The sequence below is a fragment of the Pseudazoarcus sp. NS34 genome, assembly GCF_059703725.1.
This window is the reverse complement of sequence record NZ_BAAKIZ010000001.1, coordinates 884,116-901,675: the sequence shown is the minus strand read 5'-3', so window position 1 is coordinate 901,675 and position 17,560 is coordinate 884,116. Positions and strand designations below refer to the sequence as shown.

The 17,560-nt window shown below is 64.4% G+C and carries 18 protein-coding genes; 14 read left to right on the top strand and 4 right to left on the bottom strand.

All coding sequences use genetic code 11. The features are described 5' to 3' along the window. The first annotated feature begins 148 nt into the window (after nt 1-148). Both AC6H0N_RS04330 and AC6H0N_RS04325 read left to right on the top strand, forming a co-directional pair. Complete coding sequence (locus AC6H0N_RS04330) at nt 149-784, top strand: sensor histidine kinase (protein WP_497572827.1); 636 nt, start codon at nt 149-151, stop codon at nt 782-784. Continuing rightward, nucleotides 781-2,139, top strand: coding sequence for a response regulator (locus AC6H0N_RS04325; RefSeq protein WP_497572826.1), 1,359 nt, complete (start codon nt 781-783; stop codon nt 2,137-2,139). Before AC6H0N_RS04330 ends, AC6H0N_RS04325 begins: the two co-directional genes overlap by 4 nt. A gap of 28 nt (nt 2,140-2,167) precedes the next feature. On the opposite strand, the gene AC6H0N_RS04320 is transcribed toward AC6H0N_RS04325, so the two are convergent. Continuing rightward, nucleotides 2,168-2,704 carry a hemerythrin domain-containing protein gene (locus AC6H0N_RS04320; RefSeq protein WP_497572825.1) on the bottom strand — a complete coding sequence of 179 codons (537 nt, stop codon included), beginning with the start codon at nt 2,702-2,704 and terminating at the stop codon, nt 2,168-2,170. A gap of 163 nt (nt 2,705-2,867) precedes the next feature. Here AC6H0N_RS04320 and AC6H0N_RS04315 point away from each other — a divergent pair, with 163 nt between their 5' ends. Next, on the top strand, nt 2,868-3,458 hold the full coding sequence (locus AC6H0N_RS04315; protein ID WP_497572824.1) for a cysteine dioxygenase family protein: 591 nt from the start codon (nt 2,868-2,870) through the stop codon (nt 3,456-3,458). A gap of 7 nt (nt 3,459-3,465) precedes the next feature. On the opposite strand, the gene AC6H0N_RS04310 is transcribed toward AC6H0N_RS04315, so the two are convergent. Further along, on the bottom strand, nt 3,466-4,104 hold the full coding sequence (locus AC6H0N_RS04310) for a GntR family transcriptional regulator (RefSeq protein ID WP_497572823.1): 639 nt from the start codon (nt 4,102-4,104) through the stop codon (nt 3,466-3,468). Nucleotides 4,105-4,393: 289 nt separating this feature from the next. On the opposite strand from AC6H0N_RS04310, the gene dctP reads away from it, so the two are divergent. The 6 genes from dctP (at nt 4,394) to AC6H0N_RS04280 (ending at nt 11,333) form a co-directional block, all read left to right on the top strand. Then, on the top strand, nt 4,394-5,485 hold the full coding sequence (dctP, locus tag AC6H0N_RS04305; protein ID WP_497572822.1) for a TRAP transporter substrate-binding protein DctP: 1,092 nt from the start codon (nt 4,394-4,396) through the stop codon (nt 5,483-5,485). A gap of 74 nt (nt 5,486-5,559) precedes the next feature. Then, a complete protein-coding gene (locus AC6H0N_RS04300) occupies nt 5,560-6,081 on the top strand; it encodes a TRAP transporter small permease subunit (RefSeq protein ID WP_497572821.1) in 522 nt (173 codons plus the stop codon). Further along, nucleotides 6,078-7,397 carry a TRAP transporter large permease gene (locus AC6H0N_RS04295; protein WP_497572820.1) on the top strand — a complete coding sequence of 440 codons (1,320 nt, stop codon included), beginning with the start codon at nt 6,078-6,080 and terminating at the stop codon, nt 7,395-7,397. Before AC6H0N_RS04300 ends, AC6H0N_RS04295 begins: the two co-directional genes overlap by 4 nt. A 10-nt stretch (nt 7,398-7,407) precedes the next feature. Then, nucleotides 7,408-8,754: an FAD-dependent oxidoreductase gene (locus AC6H0N_RS04290; protein ID WP_497572819.1), complete on the top strand. Its 1,347-nt coding sequence runs from the start codon at nt 7,408-7,410 to the stop codon at nt 8,752-8,754. A gap of 45 nt (nt 8,755-8,799) precedes the next feature. Next, on the top strand, nt 8,800-10,494 hold the full coding sequence (gene ilvD / locus AC6H0N_RS04285) for a dihydroxy-acid dehydratase (protein WP_497572818.1): 1,695 nt from the start codon (nt 8,800-8,802) through the stop codon (nt 10,492-10,494). Continuing rightward, complete coding sequence (locus AC6H0N_RS04280; protein WP_497572817.1) at nt 10,491-11,333, top strand: isocitrate lyase/PEP mutase family protein; 843 nt, start codon at nt 10,491-10,493, stop codon at nt 11,331-11,333. Before ilvD ends, AC6H0N_RS04280 begins: the two co-directional genes overlap by 4 nt. A 27-nt stretch (nt 11,334-11,360) precedes the next feature. Here AC6H0N_RS04280 and AC6H0N_RS04275 read toward each other — a convergent pair whose 3' ends face one another. Further along, nucleotides 11,361-12,059, bottom strand: a complete 699-nt coding sequence (locus tag AC6H0N_RS04275; protein ID WP_497572816.1) for a GntR family transcriptional regulator — start codon at nt 12,057-12,059, stop codon at nt 11,361-11,363. A 96-nt stretch (nt 12,060-12,155) separates the two neighbouring features. Between AC6H0N_RS04275 and AC6H0N_RS04270 the strand changes: the two genes are divergently transcribed. The 3 genes from AC6H0N_RS04270 to AC6H0N_RS04260 all read left to right on the top strand — a co-directional run bounded on the left by AC6H0N_RS04270 (nt 12,156) and on the right by AC6H0N_RS04260 (nt 15,053). Continuing rightward, nucleotides 12,156-12,872, top strand: coding sequence for an alpha/beta fold hydrolase (locus AC6H0N_RS04270; protein WP_497572815.1), 717 nt, complete (start codon nt 12,156-12,158; stop codon nt 12,870-12,872). Further along, nucleotides 12,869-14,110 (top strand): iron-containing alcohol dehydrogenase, encoded by a 1,242-nt coding sequence (locus tag AC6H0N_RS04265; RefSeq protein ID WP_497572814.1) that lies wholly within the window; start codon nt 12,869-12,871, stop codon nt 14,108-14,110. The genes AC6H0N_RS04270 and AC6H0N_RS04265 overlap by 4 nt, the downstream gene beginning before the upstream one ends. A 136-nt stretch (nt 14,111-14,246) precedes the next feature. Continuing rightward, on the top strand, nt 14,247-15,053 hold the full coding sequence (locus AC6H0N_RS04260) for a sterol desaturase family protein (RefSeq protein WP_497572813.1): 807 nt from the start codon (nt 14,247-14,249) through the stop codon (nt 15,051-15,053). Between the two features lie 76 nt (nt 15,054-15,129). Here AC6H0N_RS04260 and AC6H0N_RS04255 read toward each other — a convergent pair whose 3' ends face one another. Continuing rightward, entirely contained in the window at nt 15,130-15,366 is a 237-nt protein-coding gene (locus tag AC6H0N_RS04255; protein WP_497573245.1) for a fumarylacetoacetate hydrolase family protein, read from the bottom strand. A gap of 222 nt (nt 15,367-15,588) precedes the next feature. Between AC6H0N_RS04255 and zigA the strand changes: the two genes are divergently transcribed. Then, nucleotides 15,589-16,833, top strand: coding sequence for a zinc metallochaperone GTPase ZigA (gene zigA, locus AC6H0N_RS04250; protein WP_497572812.1), 1,245 nt, complete (start codon nt 15,589-15,591; stop codon nt 16,831-16,833). Between the two features lie 185 nt (nt 16,834-17,018). Further along, nucleotides 17,019-17,447, top strand: coding sequence for an FKBP-type peptidyl-prolyl cis-trans isomerase (locus AC6H0N_RS04245; RefSeq protein WP_497572811.1), 429 nt, complete (start codon nt 17,019-17,021; stop codon nt 17,445-17,447). Nucleotides 17,448-17,560: the final 113 nt, after the last annotated feature.

The following is a 17,560-nucleotide window of genomic DNA, read 5'->3' as shown; positions in this document are numbered from 1 at the left end:
GGGGCTGCTGCAGCGCTGTTCGCACCCGGTTCGGCCGTGCTGACCTGCCCCGGAAATGCGCTTACACTGCCTTCAACTTCCGGTCGCTCAAGGGCCATCGCGCTCATTCGGCCGGGTTCCCGTCCAAGCCGCAGCGCGGCTGGTTGCCATGGGCCCTGCGATGCGTGATGTGCTCGATCTCCTCACTTCCGGTGTGCATGACGCCAAGAACCAGCTTTTTGTCGCCGAGTCGCACGTGGTACGTGCCGAGGCCGAGCACGGCATCCGCATGGATGAAGCGCGCTTTGCCATCGAGCAGGCCGCCTTGCGTCTGAACCGCATCCTCACCGCCTATCGCAGCCAGCGCGGCTTGCTTGCGTTGGCGGTCGACATGTCGCGGCTCGAAGATCTGCTCGACGAGGCTGTGCTGGTGGCTGGATCGCATTGCACGCATGCCGGCCTGGCGCTCGAATCGGTGTGTTTCGACGACGACCTGCAATGGCCGCTCGATCGCGAGCGCATGCTCGACGTGTTGTCCAACGCTCTCAACAACGCCTCGCGTTTTGCGCGCAGCCAGATCCTGCTGTCGGCCCGCCGCGACGGCGACGAGTTGGCGTTGCGCGTCGAGGACGACGGCCCCGGCTTCGACACCACCGACCCTGCGCTCATCGTGCAACGCGGTCTCGGCCTGTTTGTCGCCGGCGAGATCGCGCAGCGCCACCATCGCGGTGAGCGCGCCGGGCGCTTGCTGTTGTCCAATGGCGGCGCGCTCGGTGGCGCCGTGTTCGAGCTGCGTCTGCCATGAGCGACGCCGAGCGCGAGCGCTACAAGAACCTGCGCTTCCTGGTCATCGACGACCAGCCGGCCGCGCGGGATGGTTTGCGCACCTGTGCGCAGACCATGGGGGCCTTTGCAGTCGAATTCGCCACCGCCTACAAGGAGGCCATTGCGCGCGTACGCCGCGCCGTGCCCGACGTCATCCTGTGCGACTACAACCTCGGCGAAAAGCGCAACGGCCAACATCTGCTTGAAGAGATGCGGCGCGACAAGCTGCTGCCCGAAGAGTCGGTGTTCATCATGGTCACGGCGGAGAAATCCTACGAGAACGTCGTGGCGACCGTCGAGCTCGGGCCGGATGACTACATCATCAAGCCCTTTTCGCCTGATCGCCTGCGCTTCCGGCTGGATCGCGCGCTCACTCGCAAACTGTTCTTTCGTCCGCTTTACGTGGCCAAGCGCGAAGGCGATTTCGCCATGGCCGAGGCCTTCATCCAGGAGCATCTCACCAGCGCCGAGGGCAAGCCTTACCACTTCGATCTATTGCGGGCGCGTGCCGAACTGAAGCTGGTGCGCGGGGATTCGTCGTCCGCCCAGGCCGCCTACACCGAGATCCTCGAACTGCACCCCTTCCCGTGGGCGCGGGCTGGTCTGGCGCGCGCCCTGTTGATGCAGAATCGGTTGCAGGAAGCGCGCGAACTGGTCGACGGCGTGGTCGTCGAGGCGCCGATGTATTTCGATGCCTTCGACCTCAAGGCAAAGATCTGCATGGAGATGGGCGACCACGCCGAAGCCCAGCGTACGGTCGAGGACGCCTCCCGTCGCAGCGCCAGAAACCACACGCGCAAACGTCTGCTGGCCGATGTCGCGCTGCGTAATGGCGATGCCGAAACCGCCCGCCGTGCGATCGCCGAAGTGCTTGAAATCGACGTGCTCGGCGATCCCCCTTCGATTGCCGACCGCCTGATGCTGGTGCGTAGCCACCTGGACGCCGGTGACATCCTGGCGGCCGAACAGGCCTTGCAGGCCATCCAGCCGGCCGAGCTGGAAACGGCCAGCCTCGACGACAAGACCAGTCATCTGGCGCTGCGTGCGCGACTCGGGCAGGACGACGCGCGACTGGCATTCGGCGCACGTTGTGCCAGCCTGATGCAAACGGATCTCGGGCTCGATGCCAGCGTAGACATCGTGCTCACTGCGCTGACGCTGCAGGATTTCGACACCGCCCGCGCCATGGCCGGGCGGCTGTTCGAGCACGGCAACATCCGGCCGATTTTCGCGCAACTGCGCTCGGCCTTTGCCGCCGCTGATCTGGAAGGCGAGTTCCGCGACATGCAGAAACGCGCGGCGCTCAGCCGCATCGGAAAAGACACCCCCGGTTGAATCCGGTCGGGCGTTTCCGAATGCTGCATCAGGTGAACGGAGGGGTCTTGCGATGCGCATGCCGGATATGCAGTGCGTGACCCAGTCGGGCCAGCTCTGCGTCGTCACGGCCGAGAATGCTCTCGGCTAGCGGCAGGAAACGTGTTTCCTCAAAATGCGCATGAGCCTTGTAGCCGGATACTAGCTGTTCTACCGCATCAGCGTCGATGTGCGTTGCGTTGCCGGCGGCGATTTGGGCTAGCTGCGGTTTGATGTCCTCCCACTGCCTCTCCAGCAGACGATGATCGGAAATCAGCCGGTCGACCAGCGCTTTGACCGAATCACGTTCGATGCCGGAAGCGGCGTATTTGCATACCGTCGGAAACAGTTCTCGCTCCTCGTCCTCGTGGTGTTCGATGATCATCTCGTCGAAGAACTTCAGCACGTCTCGAGCGATGACGCGCGCACGCGTCGCTGCGGTGAGCATCGCGTCGAGATCGCCGAGGGCGTCGAGCTGGCTGACGATTCCGTCATGACAATCGGCAAAGCGGGAGATTGCGTCGCTGGTGGCGGGGTCGGGTTTCACGGAAGGTCCTTGCGAGTTGACGTACAGTCATTACAGAGCTACTAACATATTAGTAGTATATAGTCGCGTACGGGTCAATCGTGACGACAGCACTTTGCGTGGCGCAAGCATCCGCTTCCCGAGTCATGCACTGCTGGCGGAACCATCCATGGAGGCAGGCCGAATGGAGCACTTTGAACCGCTGCGCCGCTTTGTTCGCGGCATGACCGAATCTGCGGTGCTGTCCGGCGACGAAGCCGAGCAAATGTTGCGTGCGCGTGCGCTCCTTGCGGAGTTGATCTCGCGAGATGACTGGTTGCCGGAAGAGTTCTCCCGCCCGCATCCAGAGCACTATCAGCAATACCTGTTGTATTGCGATCCGCTCGAGCGCTTCTCGCTGGTGAGCTTTGTGTGGGGCCCAGGTCAGCGCACGCCGATCCACGACCACACCGTGTGGGGGCTGGTCGGCATGCTGCGCGGTGGGGAAGTAAGCGAAGGGTTCGAACTGGGGGCGGAAGGCGACGCGCCCCGTGCCACCGGGAAACTGCGGCTGCAGCCGGGAGACATCGAGGGGGTGTCACCGACCCTTGGCGATATCCACCGCGTGATTAACGCCCACGACGACCGGGTCAGCATCTCCATCCACGTGTACGGCGCAAACATCGGGGCCGTACACCGCCATGTGTATGACGCTCAGACCGGAGCCGCGAAAACCTTCGTTTCGGGCTACGCAAACTCCACTCTGCCCAATCTGTGGGACAGATCGCGCGATTGAATGGGTCTTACAGACTCGACAGCACGGTGGCGCGGGTGAAGGCGTCAATGCTGTCGAGAAGTCGGTCGAGCGCTGAGCCGGCGGCATCCGAGTCGCCGCGAGCGATGGCGCCCGCAATGGCAGCATGCAGACGGGCGCTTTCGGGCAGATCGGCGGCCTGCTTGTAATGCACATACCAAAATCGGCGCGACAGACCATGCATCAGTCGCATCGCACCTTCGGCGAACTCGTTGCGTGCGGCGACCAGACATAGTTCGTTGAACTCGCGGTCGCTGCGCATGAAGGCCTCATCGTCATTCGATTCGGCTTCGGCCAGGAACTCCGCTTCGATTTCGCCAAAGCGGGCACGTTCGACGTCGGTCGCCCGTCTTGCCGCACTGCGACAGATCAGGCGCTCGACTTCACGCCGCGTCTCCAGCAAACGCAATTGCTTGCGCACATCCATCTCGGCAATCAGCAGGCCGCGCTGGGGCAGCACCACGATGAGCTTCTCTTGCGCCAGGCGTTGGATGGCCTCGCGGATCGGCGTGCGGCCGATGCCCGTCATCTCGCTCATCGCCAGTTCCGACACCACCGCGCCGGGAGGCAGTTTGAGCGTGACGATGGCTTCCTCTATCTGACGGTAGGCGAGGTCCTTCAGCGTCATGCGGGGTTCGGTCGGATGGATCCTTCCGGGCGGGCGCTTCGAAGGTTTGCGGGGCATCGCGCGGGCTCCTGCGGTTCGTTTGAGCCGATTATACGGGGCCTCTCGGAATCCACGGATACATCAAATCGGCTATTGACCGATCAAAGCCATACAACTAGTATATTACACATATACGCAGGATCGGCGTTCTCTGGATGCCGGCCGACATAAGCGTAAGACAAGAAGCGTGTCCGCGTGCAAGCTGCGTGAGATCCGTCCAAGCGTGGTGTTCCAACCGAAGGAGACTGAGATGCGGAAGAAGACTGGAATGATGCTCGCAACACTGGCCGTTGGCCTAGCGGCGGTGTTCGGCGCGCAAGGCGCCTTTGCTGCAGAGGAGACGGCCTGTCCCACGGTAGGCTCGTGCAAGTGGAAGATGGCCACTGGTTGGGCCGGCGGTCCGCTGATGGATATCGGCGCCAAGGCGTTTGCAGACCGCCTCAAGGAACTGTCGGGCGGCCGCATGGAAGTGCAAGTCTTCCCGGGCGGTGCGCTCGGCGGGGCACTCAAGGTCAGCGAAACCGTCAAGAACGGCATCGCTGACATGGGCCATCTGTGGATGGGCTACGACTGGGGCAAGGACAACACTACCGTGCTGTTCGGCGGCTATGCCGGCTCCTTTGACTCCGAGCGCATGCTGCACTGGCTGTACCAGGGTGGCGGTGTCGAGCTGCAGCGCGAGTTCCGCGAGAAGCAGTTCGACGTGATTTCCTTCCCGCTGTTCATCCGCACCTCCGAAGTGTTTCTGCACTCGCGCAAGCCGGTGCGGACCCTGGAGGATCTGCAAGGCCTGAAATTGCGTACCGCCGGCGCGTGGATCGAGATGTCGGCGGCGCTGGGTGCGGCGCCGGTAACCACGCCGGGCGGCGAGATCTACGCCGCACTGGAGCGTGGCGTGATCGACGCGACCGAGTGGGGCACGCTGTGGGAGAACATCTCCCCGGGCTTCGCCAAGGTGGCGAAGTACGTGATCCTGCCCGGTGTGCATCAGCCGACGGCGCCCTTCGAGCTGGTACTCAACAAACGCATGTGGGGCAAGCTCAAGCCGGCTGATCAGGCGCTGATCGAGACGGTGGCGAAGCTCGTGACCTACGAGTCGTGGCTCAAGATCGGCCAGGAAGATGCCAAGGCAATTGAGTACTTCCGTGCCCAGGGCAACGAGATTATCGATCTTGACCCCGAAGTGCAGTACGCCGCACGACGCGTCGGCCGCGAATGGGCGGACAAGCAGGCGGCCTCCAGCGAGTGGTTCAAGCGGGTCTATGAAAGTCAGAAAGAGTTCGAGAAACTGTGGGCTGACTCGACTCGTTATCGCAACGTGAAAGTCGAAGGCGCGAAGTAAGTCGCCGTCCCCGCCGCCGGTTCGCTTTGCGAACCGGCGCGCCCCGCTCCCTCTCCAGCTTCCCGGAGACCCCAATGAAAAAGCTGCTGAGCCTGATCGACCGGATCACGGCCAACGTCGGCGTGATTGCGGCGTGGCTGATCGTCCCGCTGGTGGCCGCGACTGCCTACGAGGTGTTCTCACGCTACCTCCTCAATGCCCCCACGGTATGGGCGTTCGAGATCGGCTACATGATGATGGGATCGCACTTTCTGCTCGGAGCAGCCTATACGCTGCGTGCCGGCCAGCACGTGCGCGTCGATCTGATCTATGGCCAGGTCTCACCGCGCACGCGGGCGATCATTGATGTGGTCGGCTATCTGTTCCTGATGTTGCCGCTCACCATCTGGATGAGCTGGGGGCTATGGGATTACTTCGCGACGGCCTGGATGGACAACGAAACCTCGGGCAACTCCTCATGGAACCCCGTGGTGTGGCCGTACCGACTGGTGTTCTTCATCAGTTTCGCGGTGCTGACGTTGCAGATACTCGGTGAGGTCATCAAGGGCGTGCTCGTGCTGCAAGGCCGCGCCGACGAAGCGGAGGTCGCGCAATGACCGATTACCTTGCCCTGTTGATGTTCCCGGTCTTGCTGATCCTGATCTTCATCGGCTTCCCGGTTGCCTTCTCGCTGATGGTCACCGCGCTGCTGTTCGGGCTCGTGACCTTCGGCGACAACCTGATCCACATGCTCGTCGACAAGGTCGACGAGGTCGGCTCCAACTTCGTACTCGCTGCGGTACCACTGTTCGTGTTCATGGGTTCGATGCTCGAACGTTCCGGCATCGCCGACAGGCTGTTCGAGGCCATCCATCTGTGGACGCGTCGCCTGCCCGGTGGCCTCGCGCTCGGCACCATCCTGATGGCCATCCTGTTCGCGGCCTCGACGGGCGTGATCGGCGCGGCCGAGGCGGTGATCGGCCTGTTGGCGATTCCGCCGATGCTCAAGCACCGTTACAACAAGGCGCTGATCAGCGGCACGATCTGCGCCGGCGGTTCGCTTGGCACCATCATTCCGCCGTCGGTCGTCGCCGTCGTCATCGGTCCGCTGGCCAATGTGTCGATCGGCGATCTGTTCATGGGCATGGTGTTTCCGGGCCTGCTGCTCGCAAGCTTCTACGCGATCTACGTTGTCGTGATTTGCGTGATCCGGCCCGATTACGGCCCGCGCAGCGAACCTGGCCCTGACGATCCCGGCCTGCTCGAGAAGATCCGCATCACCGTCTACGCGATGGTGCCGCCGATGCTCATGATCTTCTCGGTGCTCGGCTCGCTCATCATGGGCTGGGCGGCGCCGACCGAAGCCGCCGCGCTCGGGGCGCTGTGCTCGGTGGCGCTGGCGGTGTTCTACCGCCGCTTCAACCGCCGCATGCTGAGTGAGGCGCTGATGTCCACGCTGCGCATCACCTCGATGATCATGCTCATCCTGCTCGCAGGAAACATGTTCACCGGCGTGTTCGCCGGCACTGGCGGCATGATGGTCGTACAGAACCTCATCGACGCGCTGGGCCTCGGTCCGTGGGGGCTGCTCTTCCTCGTGCTGTTCCTGACCCTGCTCGCGGGCTTCTTCCTCGAATGGGCGTCGGTCACGCTGATCTTCATCCCGATCTTCGCGCCGCTGATTGCCGCGGCCGGCTTCGACCTGGCGTGGTTCTGCATCCTGTTCATGATCATGCTGCAGACCGGTTACCTGACACCGCCAATGGCCCCGGCCATTTTCTACCTGCGTGGTGTCAGCCCGCCGGAGATCACGCTGCCCGACATGTACCGCGGCGTGATCCCGTTCATCCTGCTGCAACTCGTGGTTGCTGGCGTCATCATGACCTTCCCGCAGATGGTGCTGTGGCTGCCTGCCCAGGTGCTGGGCTTCTAGCGGGGCGGACATGAACCACACCATCATTCGCGACGCCCGCCCCTCCGAACGCGTCACTGCCGATGTGCTTGTTGTCGGAGGCGGTGCGGCGGGTCTGGCCGCGGCGGTCACCGCTGCGCGCCAGGGCCTGTCGGTGATCCTGCTCGAACGTTATGGCTTCTGCGGTGGTGGCGCGGTTGCCGGCCTGTCCGGCACGGTCTGCGGGCTGTACGAGGCGGATCAGTCGGATACCGCCGCGCCGCGCCAGCTCGTATTCGGTTTTGCCGACGAGTTTGTACGGGCGATCGCCGCGCGCGGCGGGCTGACCGGCCCGGTGCGCTACGGCCGCACCTTCACGCGGGTGCATGATCCACTGGCGTGGCGTGAGACCGCCGACGAATTGCTGGAGGCAGCCGGCGTGCGCGTGTTGTTGCACACCGTCGTCACCGATGTGCTCACTGACGGCGGCGAACGCATCGAAGGCGTGCTGGCCTGGACCAAGCAGGGGCGTATCGAGGTGCGTGCCACGATCACCGTCGACGCCAGCGGCGATGCTGATCTGGTGGCGCTGGCGGGTTTGCCTCACACGGTCGGAGACGAGGGCCGGGTGCAGAACCCGACCATGATCTTCCGTCTGCAAGACGTCGACGTCGAACGTTTCACCGCCACCTACGGCCCGGATTCCATCCTGGGCGACGCGGTTGCGAGGGCCATTGCCGAAGCCAACGCCTCGGGCCGCTTCCGCCTGCCGCGTGCCAAGGTCTTCCTGTTTGAGACGCCGCGCCCCGGGCAGCTGCTGTGCAACGCCACGCGCGTGGTCGGCCGGGACGGGCGCGAGCTGAATCCGATCCAGGTCGCCGACATCACCGAGGCCGAGATCGAGGGCCGCCGTCAGGTGCGCGAGTACGAGCGCTTCTTCCGCGAGCATCTGGCCGGCTGTGAGCACGCCTGGGTCAACGACACCGGCGTACAGGTCGGCGTGCGGCAGACGCGGCAGGTCGCCGGTGTTGCCACACTCGCCAACGACGACGTCGTTTCTGGTCGCAAGCGCGCCGACGGAGTGGCGCGCAGCCCGTGGCCGATCGAGCTGCATTCGGGCGAGAAGCCGCGTCTGTCGTGGCTGTTCAACGATTACTACGAGGTGCCGTTCGGCAGCTTCGTGCCGAGTCGCGGTGAGGCGCTGCTGGTGGCCGGCCGCTGCCTCTCGGCGCAACACGAGGCGATGGCCTCGGCGCGTGTCACCGCGCAGTGCTTCGGCTACGGCCATGCGGTCGGTCATGCCGCAGCGATCGTGGTGCGCGAGCGCATCGCGGCGCGAAGTTTGCGCGGCGAGGACGTGCGCGCGGCGCTCAACCGCGACGGCGCCCAACTCGACTGAAACCTTCCTTTCGACTCACCTAGCGACACACGCACGGAGCCACCTATGGCGAACAAGCTGCGCAGCAATTTCGATCGGGGAACCACGCGCTGGGCCGTGCGCCGCGCACAGTGGATTGCCATGGGCATCCCCGAGGAAGACTTCGACAAACCCAAGATCGCCATCGTCAATTCGTCGAGTAAATTGTCGGTGTGCTATGCGCACCTGGACGATGTCGCGCGTGAGGTCGAACGCGCAATCCGCGCCGCCGGCGGCCTGCCCTTCGAGATCCGCACCGTCGCGCCTTCGGACTTCGTTACCAGCGCGGGCAAGCAAGGCCGCTACCTGATGCCGACACGCGATCTGCTGGTGAATGACGTCGAGGTGCAGGTGGAAGGTGCCGAGCTCGACGGCATGATCCTGCTCGCCTCCTGCGACAAGACCACGCCGGGCCAGCTGATGGCTTGCGGGCGGTTGAACATCCCCGCGCTGATCCTGCCCTGCGGCTACCAGCTCGGCGGCGAATGCGGCGGCAAGCACGTCGATATCGAGGAGGTGTACAAGGCGGTCGGCACCGTCAAGGCCGGCAAGATGACCTTGATCGAACTTGAGGACATGACGCGCCATGCCATCAAGGGCCCCGGCGTGTGCGCCGGCCTTGCCACCGCCAACACCATGCAGTGCATGGCCGAGGCGCTGGGCATGGCGCTGCCGCACAGCGCGCCGATCCGTGCCGGCTCTGAGCGCCTCGTCGAGCAGGCCGACAAGGCCGGCCGCAAGATCGTGGAACTGGTCGAGAAGAACATCCGCCCGCGCGACATCATGACGCCGGGCGCCTTCCGCAACGCGATCACGGTCGCGGTTGCGACGGGCGGTTCGGTGAACTGCGTACGCCACCTCATCGCGACCGCGATCGAGGCCGAGTGCCCGGTCGACGTACTGGCCGAGTTCGCCCGCATCGGCGAGACCACCGACCAGATCACGCTGGTGCGCCCCAATGGCCCGCATCGCATTGAGGATCTCGATGCGGCGGGTGGCTGTGCGGGCGTGATGCGCCAGTTGCGCGACAGCCTCGATCTGTCCGTTGCGACGGTGACCGGAGCGAGCCTGGCCGAGAACCTCGAGGCCGTGCCGGTTCCGGACGAGGCCTTCATCCGCCCGGTCGACAACCCATTCCGCCGCGAGCCCGGCATCGTCATCGTGCGCGGCTCGCTCGCGCCGGAAGGTGCGGTCGTGAAGCTCTCCGCAGTGCCCGAATCAGTGCGCCGCTTCGTCGGCCCGGCGCGCGTGTTCGAGAACGAGAACGATGCCATCGCCGGCCTGCAGGATGGCTCGGTGCGCGCTGGCGAGGTCATTGTGCTGCGCATGATGGGCGCCAAGGGCGGCCCCGGCACGGTGTTTGCGGCGAGTTTCATGGCGGCGCTGGTCGGCGCCGGCCTGGGTGCAGAAGTGGCGGTTGTCACCGACGGCGAACTGTCTGGCCTCAACAGCGGCATCACCATCGGCCAAGTCATGCCCGAGGCGGCCGAGGGTGGCCCGCTCGCGATCGTGCAGGATGGCGATACCGTTGTGATCGATCTCATGCGGCGCGTACTCGAACTCGATGTCGCTCCGGCCGAGATCGCAGCCCGGCTGGCGGCGTTCCGGCCGCCGGCCAACGACGTCAAACCCGGCTGGCTTGCGATGTATCGCCAGCTCGTGCAACCGATGTCCCAGGGCGCGGTGCTCGGTGAGCGCCGTGTTTTGACGGAGCCGAAATGAACCGATCCATTCAGCAGTCGCTCGCAAACGACTTCACTGCGCTGCATCACGCTGGCTCGACGCTGGCGTTGCCGAATGCGTGGGACGCCGCGAGTGCGCGCGTGTTCGAGGCGGCGGGTGCACGTGCCGTCGGTACCAGCAGCGCAGGCATCGCGTTCTCGCGTGGCTACCCGGACGGCGAGCGCATTCCGCGCGACGAAATGATCGACGTGGTGCGTCGCATCGTCGCGAGTGTTTCGGTACCGGTCACTGTGGATATCGAGGCGGGCTATGGCGAGTCGCGCGCGGCGGTACTCGACACGGTGCGCGCGGTGCTTGATGTCGGCGCGGTCGGCGTGAACCTGGAGGATGCGCCGACCGGGCGACCTGGCGAATTGCGTGACGCAGCAGACCAGGCCGGACTCGTCGCGGGGGTGCGCGAACTGGCGCAGCAATCGGGCATCGACCTCTACCTGAACGCGCGTACCGACGTGTACTGGCTCAAGCTCGGTGACGCCGAAACACGCTTCGAACGCGCCGTTGACCGCGCGCGGCGCTATCGTGATGCCGGCGCGAGCGGGGTGTTCGTGCCGGGCGTGACCGACGCGGAGACCATCGCCGCCCTGGTCGCTGCAGTGGCTTGCCCGCTCAACGTGCTGGCCGGGCCGACGTGCCCGGACGTCGCGATGCTGTCGCGGCTCGGTGTTGCACGGGTTTCCATCGGCTCGGGTCCGATGCGCGCGGTGATGGCGCTCACACGCCGCATCGGCGAAGGCTTGCTGCGCGACGGGAGCTACGAGCCGATGCTCGCCGACACCATTCCCTACGCAGACGCGAACGCCCTGTTTGAGCGCGACTGAGCCCCGTAGCGCAGCACGCGCCTGGCCTCAGAGGTCCGACAGCACGGTGGCGCGTGTGAATTCTTCCATCTGATCGAGTAGACGGTCGAGCGCGCGGGCGGCGTCGTCCGAGTTGCCTCGCGCAATCGCGTCCGAGATTCCGGCGTGCAGCCGCGCAGTTTCCGGCAGGTCGGCTGCCTGCTTGTAGTGCACGTACCAGAAGCGGCGTGACAGGCCGTGCATCAAACGCATCGCGCCCTCGGCGAATTCGTTGCGCGCGGCAACCAGACACAGTTCGTTGAACGCGCGGTCGCTGCGGATGAAGGCCACGTCGTCGTTGGCTTCGGCCTCGGCCAGGAACTCCGCGGCGAGTTCGGCGAAGCGGCGCCGCTCAAGCTCGTTCGCACGCCGCGCAGCGCTGCGACAGATCAGGCGTTCGATTTCACGCCGCGTCTCAAGCAGGCGCAGTTGTTTGCGCACATCCATCTCCGCCACCAGCAGGCCGCGCTGCGGCAAAACCGCGATCAGGTTTTCCTGCGCCAGGCGCTGGATGGCTTCACGGATAGGCGTGCGGCCGATGCCGGTCATCTCGCTCATGGCGGACTCGGACACCACGCTGCCAGGCGGCAGTTCGAGCGTCACGATGGCCTCCTCTATGCGCTCATAGGCCTGCTCCTTGAGGGTCGGCTTGAGCCGCGTGGGTGAGCGCGGGTCGGACAGAGCGGCAGGGGCGTCGGGCCTGGACATGGCGGAACCTCCGGGATGTGCGTGATCGGACATCGTTTGCGTGGTAATTGAGATATCAGTAGTATATAACAAGTATCCACAGAATCAGGGCTCGACATGGACGTACTCGAAACCGGCGCAGGCCCGACCACGATCGTCGCCGTGCACGGCATCCAGGGCACGCGAGCCGCGTGGGGCGGGCTGGCCGCACGGCTGACCGACGACGCGAAGTTCGTGTTGCCGAACCTGCGCGGACGAGCCGCTGCAGTGCGCGGTTCCGGCCCGGACGATTACAGCCTCGATTGTCTGGCCGACGACCTCGAAGCGGTCGTGCGCCAGCGCGGAGAGGCGGCGCCTTTCGTGCTCGCAGGCTGGAGCATGGGAGTTTCGGTGTCCCTGCAGTACCTCGCGCGCGCCGACGTGCCAAAGCCGCAAGCACTGGTGTTGATGTCCGGCACGCCGATGCTCGATCAGGCGGCCTGGTTCCACGCAGAGGGCGAGGCCCTGCTGGCCGAGATCGCTGCACGCGAGGAGCGCCTTGGCCTGGTGGAAGCAGCCGACCGCGATGCGGCGGCGTGGACATGGCAGGCCATTCGCGGCACCAACCAGCTCGCCCTGCTTTCCGCAATCAACATTCCGACGCTGATCGTGCATGGTCGCGAAGACGCCGATTCGCCGTGGTCCCACGCAGAACGTCTTGCGGCTGGTTTGCCCAATGCGCGGCTCGTCGGCTTGTCGGGCATCGGCCACTCGGTGCTCAAGGATGCTACCGATGAAGTCGCGCGCGCCGTGCGCGACTTCCTGAATGAAATCCGGGAGGGAAATCCGGCATGAACATGAATGATCAGATCCATTGGTGCGCACCGGCGCGCACTGTATTCGGCTGCGGTGCACGTGCGGGCCTGCCAGCGCTGGTCCAGCGTATGGGGTGGCGCCGCGGCGTGCTCGTGACCGACCGGTTCTTCACCGGTCAAACCCCCTGGGTGCGCGAATACGTCGAAGCGGCCGCAGCGCTCGGCATCGTGACCGAGGTATATGCCGGCGGCCTGCCCGACCCGACCACGACGCTGTGCGATGACGCGACGCGGGAGATCTGCGCGGCGCTGGCCGGGCATAAGGCGGACCACGTCATTGCGCTCGGTGGCGGCAGCAACATCGATCTGGCGAAGGCACTGTGCCTGACGTTGCCCGAGGGCCGCCCGGTGCGCGACTTCGCCGGTGCGCTTGCTGAACAGCCGCAGGCCCTGCCGCTGGTCGCTTTGCCGACCACGGCCGGTACCGGATCCGAGGCCACGCCTGGTGCGATCCTGATCGACCCCGACAACGCAACCAAGATCGCAGTCATGGACAACGTGCTGCGCCCGGTCATCGCGCTGATCGACCCGGAGTTCACGTATACCTGTCCGCCGCGCGTGACGGCCGATGCCGGCATCGACGCGCTGACCCACGCGGTCGAGTCCTACCTGACGATGGATTCGGCGGACTTTGACCGTGGCGGCAACCCCGACCCCGGTTACAGCGGGCGGTCGTCGCTGACGATGATGTTCGCGCGCGAGGCGATCCGGCTGTGCGGCCTCTACCTTGAGCGGTGTTACCGCGATGGCGAAGACCGGGAGGCGCGGGTCGGCATGGCCTACGCGAGTTACTACGCGGCGCTTTCTTACGGCAGCGCCGGGCTCAATGCGGTGCACGGCACCGCCTATGCGGTAGCCGGCGTGACACACAAGTCACACGGCAGCACCAACGCCGTGATGCTGCCCTATGTGCTCGATGCCCTGCGTGAGTCGCGTCCGGCCGAGCTGATCGACACCGGCCGCATGTTCGGCCTGAATGGCGACGACGCGACCGTGCTGCGCGAGACGCCGCGCCGCATGCGCGACTTGGTCGCGGCACTGGGCATCCCTTCCGATCTTGCGAGTTTCGGACTTGCACGCGAGAACATCGATGGTCTCGTCGACGATGCGCTGGCGGTGGTGCGGCTGGCCAAGGCCTTTCCGGTACCCGACGTGCCGTCGGCCTACCGCGCGATCATCAACGCCGCGTGGCATGGCCACCTTGCTGCCGAAGCTTGAGAAGTCGGCTCTTTTTGCGCGCGGCTGATCCTCCTTGCGCGCAGATCGATGAACACAAAAAGGAAATACAGACTTGACGACATCTGACATGATCACTAGTATATTAGTCATATACACGCCGTGGAGGTGACTGATCATGATGTCCGAGAAACAGCGCAAGTTCCGAGAGCAATACAAGGCCGACATCAGCCCGATGTACAACGGGCTGCTGCATATCGTCGTCATGTATGGGGTCGGCATTGCAGCAATCTGGTACTGCGCGAGCCAGATCGAAAACCTCGGCTGGGAATGGCTGATTGCCGTGCCGGTGTTCATCGCGGGCAACTTCGTCGAATGGTTCATGCACCGCTACGTGATGCACAAGCGCATCAACGTCTTTGGTCTGCGCCAGATCTACGAACGTCATACGCGACAGCACCACCAGTACTTCACCGACAACGAGGCCACCATCGACACGACCCGCGAGTTCCGCATCGTGTTCTTTCCGTGGCGCGTGCTGGCCACGCTGGGTGCGGCCGGCCTTCCGCTGGCGTACATCACGAGCCTGATCTTCAATGCCAACGCCGGTTACGTGTTGTTCATGACGATGGTCGCGCAGTACCTGATCTACGAAACGTTCCACTACTGCTGTCACTGTCACGACAACTGGTTCGTGCGCAACATGCCCTTCATCAACACCATCCGTCGCCATCACACGGCGCACCACAATCAGGGAATCATGATGAAGTACAACATGAACCTCACCTTCCCGATTGCGGACTGGTTCATGGGTACGAGCGATCTGGATCGGGGGCTTGTCGGTACGCTGTTCAACGGCTATGACGAGTCGCACGTGAAGACCGAACTGCGCCCGGTGATCGAACGCTTCCGCCTGGATGATTCGCGCGTGACACTCGACGGACCGGAGCTGACGCCGGACGAGGAGCGTGTGCTGGCCTCCTGAAGCCAGTCTGCAGGTGGTCGCCGAGACGGTCACCTGCGGATGAGGCTGTTCCTCGGAAGGCGGGTGGGTGAGTGAATCAGCCGCAGAGCGCGGCGATCTCCAGAGCGACCGATCCGACTCCCGCAAATCGGGCCTCGATGCGTTCCCCCGGGCGCGCCTCGTAGAGTCCGGTCCAGGTGCCTGATGCGATCAGGTCTCCGGCGCTCAGGCCGTCTGCGTGTCGCGCAACATGGCTGTCCAGCCACGGCAGGATCGCGATCGGCGAGCCGAGCGCGTGTCCCCCGTGGCGGCGCAGCTCCTTCCGCCCGTCGATTCTGAGGAATCTTCCGTGTCGGCAAGGGAGTCTCGCCCCCTTGCACGAGATCCGTGCGCAGCAAACTGCACGGTCGGGCGTCTCAAAGTCGTACAGTCACTTCGACATCGTTAATGCTGGCCTTTGCCAACAGAGGTCGCAATGCTTTCCCTGCTCCGGGCTCGTATTCACGAATGCAACAATATATCATCGCAATCGTGTCGATCCATTTCGGAGCTTTCCATGACCTCTCCTTCCCTTGATTCCGCATCTCGTCGTCTCCCCGTGACCGTGTTGTCGGGTTTTCTCGGTGCCGGCAAGACCACGCTGCTCAATCACGTGCTGAACAACCGCGAAGGCCTGCGCGTGGCGGTCATCGTCAATGACATGTCCGACGTGAACATCGACGCCCGGCTGGTGCGCGAGGGTGGTGCAGCGTTGTCACGCTCCGAAGAGAAGCTGGTCGAGATGTCCAACGGATGCATCTGCTGCACGCTGCGCGAAGATCTGCTGGTGGAGATCCGCCGGCTCGCTGACGAGGGCCGTTTCGACTACCTGCTGATCGAGTCCACGGGCATCTCCGAACCGCTGCCGGTGGCCGAGACCTTCACCTTCCGCGATGAAGACGGCCGCAGCCTTTCCGATATCGCGCGCCTCGACACAATGGTGACGATGGTCGACGCCTGCAATTTCCTGCGTGACTACGGCTCGCAGGATTTCCTCGCCGACCGCGGCCAAAGCATGGGCGAGGAGGATGACCGTGCCGTGGTCGACCTGCTGGTCGAGCAGATCGAGTTCTGCGATGTGCTGGTGGTCAACAAGATCGACCAGGTCAGTGATGAGCAGCGCGAACGTCTGGCGGCGATGCTGCGCGGGCTCAATCCCCGTGCCGACATCGTGTACGCGGAGTTCGGCCGGGTGCCGCTGGATCGCGTGCTCGATACCGGCCGTTTCGACTTCGAACAGGCCGCCAACGCGCCGGGCTGGCTCAGCGAGTTGCGCGGTGAGCACACCCCGGAAACCGAGGAATACGGCATCACGAGTTTCGCCTACCGTGCCCGACGCCCGTTCCACCCGCAGCGCTTTCATCGCTGGATCAACGAAGACTGGCCCGGCGTGGTGCGCTCCAAGGGCTACTTCTGGCTCGCCAGCCGGCTGGATCTGGTCGGCAGCTGGTCACAGGCCGGCGCGCTCACGCGCCACGAGCTCGGCGGACTGTGGTGGGCCAGCGTGCCGCGCGAGCACTGGCCACAGGACGACGACAGCCTCGCCAACATCCGCGCACGCTGGGTCGAGCCGTTTGGCGACCGTCAGCAGGAACTGGTACTGATCGGCATGGGCATGAACGAAGCTGAACTGCGCGCCGGCTTCGATACCTGCCTTCTGACTGATGCCGAGCTGGAGGCGGGTCCGGCGGCCTGGGAGCGCCTTGAGGACCCCTTTCCGCGCTGGATCATGCGCGAGGAAGAGGCCGAAGAAGCGCTCTGAACAAGAAGCTGGCTCGGGGTCTTCTGCATCTAAGTGCGCCGAAAACAAGCCATCTTGCTGTCATCTGACGGGCGGCCGGTTCGCCATGGGAGGGCTCTTGCTGTATGGTGAGGCCCTTTCATGCTTCACCAACCGCCATGCGCAACCGGTGGAGATCCGGCTAACGCACTTATCAGGAGGTGCACATGGCACAGATCAAGCAGGGCGATACCGTCCGCGTTCATTACACCGGCAAGCTGGCTGACGGTTCGGTGTTCGATTCCTCGGTCGGCGGCGAGCCGCTTGAGTTTACGGTCGGTTCCGGCCAGCTGATTCCCGGCTTCGAGAAGGCCGTTACGGGTCTTGGCGCTGGTGAGAAGACTACCGCGCTGATTCCGTCCGACGACGCATACGGCGCGCACAACCCCGAAGGTGTGATCGAGGTTCCGCGCGGCAACATTCCGGCCGAGATCGAATTGTCGATCGGTCAGCAGCTGCAGATGCAGACGCAGGATGGCCGGCCGGTGCCGGTCGTGGTCGTCGGTATCGAAGACGAAACCATCAAGGTCGACGCCAACCACCCGCTGGCCGGCAAGGATCTGACCTTCGATATCGAGATCGTTTCTATCGTCTGAACTTGCCATCAGGCATGTGGAAAGGCCGGGACATGAGCCCGGCCTTTTGCGTTGACGAGTGCTTTTCAGGGCTTTGCGCCTGCGCTTTCGGTAAAATCCACACTTTTCCGCTG

Coding starts and splice junctions, on each gene's coding strand:
- AC6H0N_RS04330 (WP_497572827.1), top strand. CDS start 149: ATGGGCCCTGCGATGCGTGATGTGCTCGATCTCCTCACTTCCGGTGTG.
- AC6H0N_RS04325 (WP_497572826.1), top strand. CDS start 781: ATGAGCGACGCCGAGCGCGAGCGCTACAAGAACCTGCGCTTCCTGGTC.
- AC6H0N_RS04315 (WP_497572824.1), top strand. CDS start 2,868: ATGGAGCACTTTGAACCGCTGCGCCGCTTTGTTCGCGGCATGACCGAA.
- AC6H0N_RS04310 (WP_497572823.1), bottom strand. CDS start 4,104: ATGACGCTGAAGGACCTCGCCTACCGTCAGATAGAGGAAGCCATCGTC.
- dctP (WP_497572822.1), top strand. CDS start 4,394: ATGCGGAAGAAGACTGGAATGATGCTCGCAACACTGGCCGTTGGCCTA.
- AC6H0N_RS04300 (WP_497572821.1), top strand. CDS start 5,560: ATGAAAAAGCTGCTGAGCCTGATCGACCGGATCACGGCCAACGTCGGC.
- AC6H0N_RS04295 (WP_497572820.1), top strand. CDS start 6,078: ATGACCGATTACCTTGCCCTGTTGATGTTCCCGGTCTTGCTGATCCTG.
- AC6H0N_RS04290 (WP_497572819.1), top strand. CDS start 7,408: ATGAACCACACCATCATTCGCGACGCCCGCCCCTCCGAACGCGTCACT.
- ilvD (WP_497572818.1), top strand. CDS start 8,800: ATGGCGAACAAGCTGCGCAGCAATTTCGATCGGGGAACCACGCGCTGG.
- AC6H0N_RS04280 (WP_497572817.1), top strand. CDS start 10,491: ATGAACCGATCCATTCAGCAGTCGCTCGCAAACGACTTCACTGCGCTG.
- AC6H0N_RS04275 (WP_497572816.1), bottom strand. CDS start 12,059: ATGTCCAGGCCCGACGCCCCTGCCGCTCTGTCCGACCCGCGCTCACCC.
- AC6H0N_RS04270 (WP_497572815.1), top strand. CDS start 12,156: ATGGACGTACTCGAAACCGGCGCAGGCCCGACCACGATCGTCGCCGTG.
- AC6H0N_RS04265 (WP_497572814.1), top strand. CDS start 12,869: ATGAACATGAATGATCAGATCCATTGGTGCGCACCGGCGCGCACTGTA.
- AC6H0N_RS04260 (WP_497572813.1), top strand. CDS start 14,247: ATGATGTCCGAGAAACAGCGCAAGTTCCGAGAGCAATACAAGGCCGAC.
- zigA (WP_497572812.1), top strand. CDS start 15,589: ATGACCTCTCCTTCCCTTGATTCCGCATCTCGTCGTCTCCCCGTGACC.
- AC6H0N_RS04245 (WP_497572811.1), top strand. CDS start 17,019: ATGGCACAGATCAAGCAGGGCGATACCGTCCGCGTTCATTACACCGGC.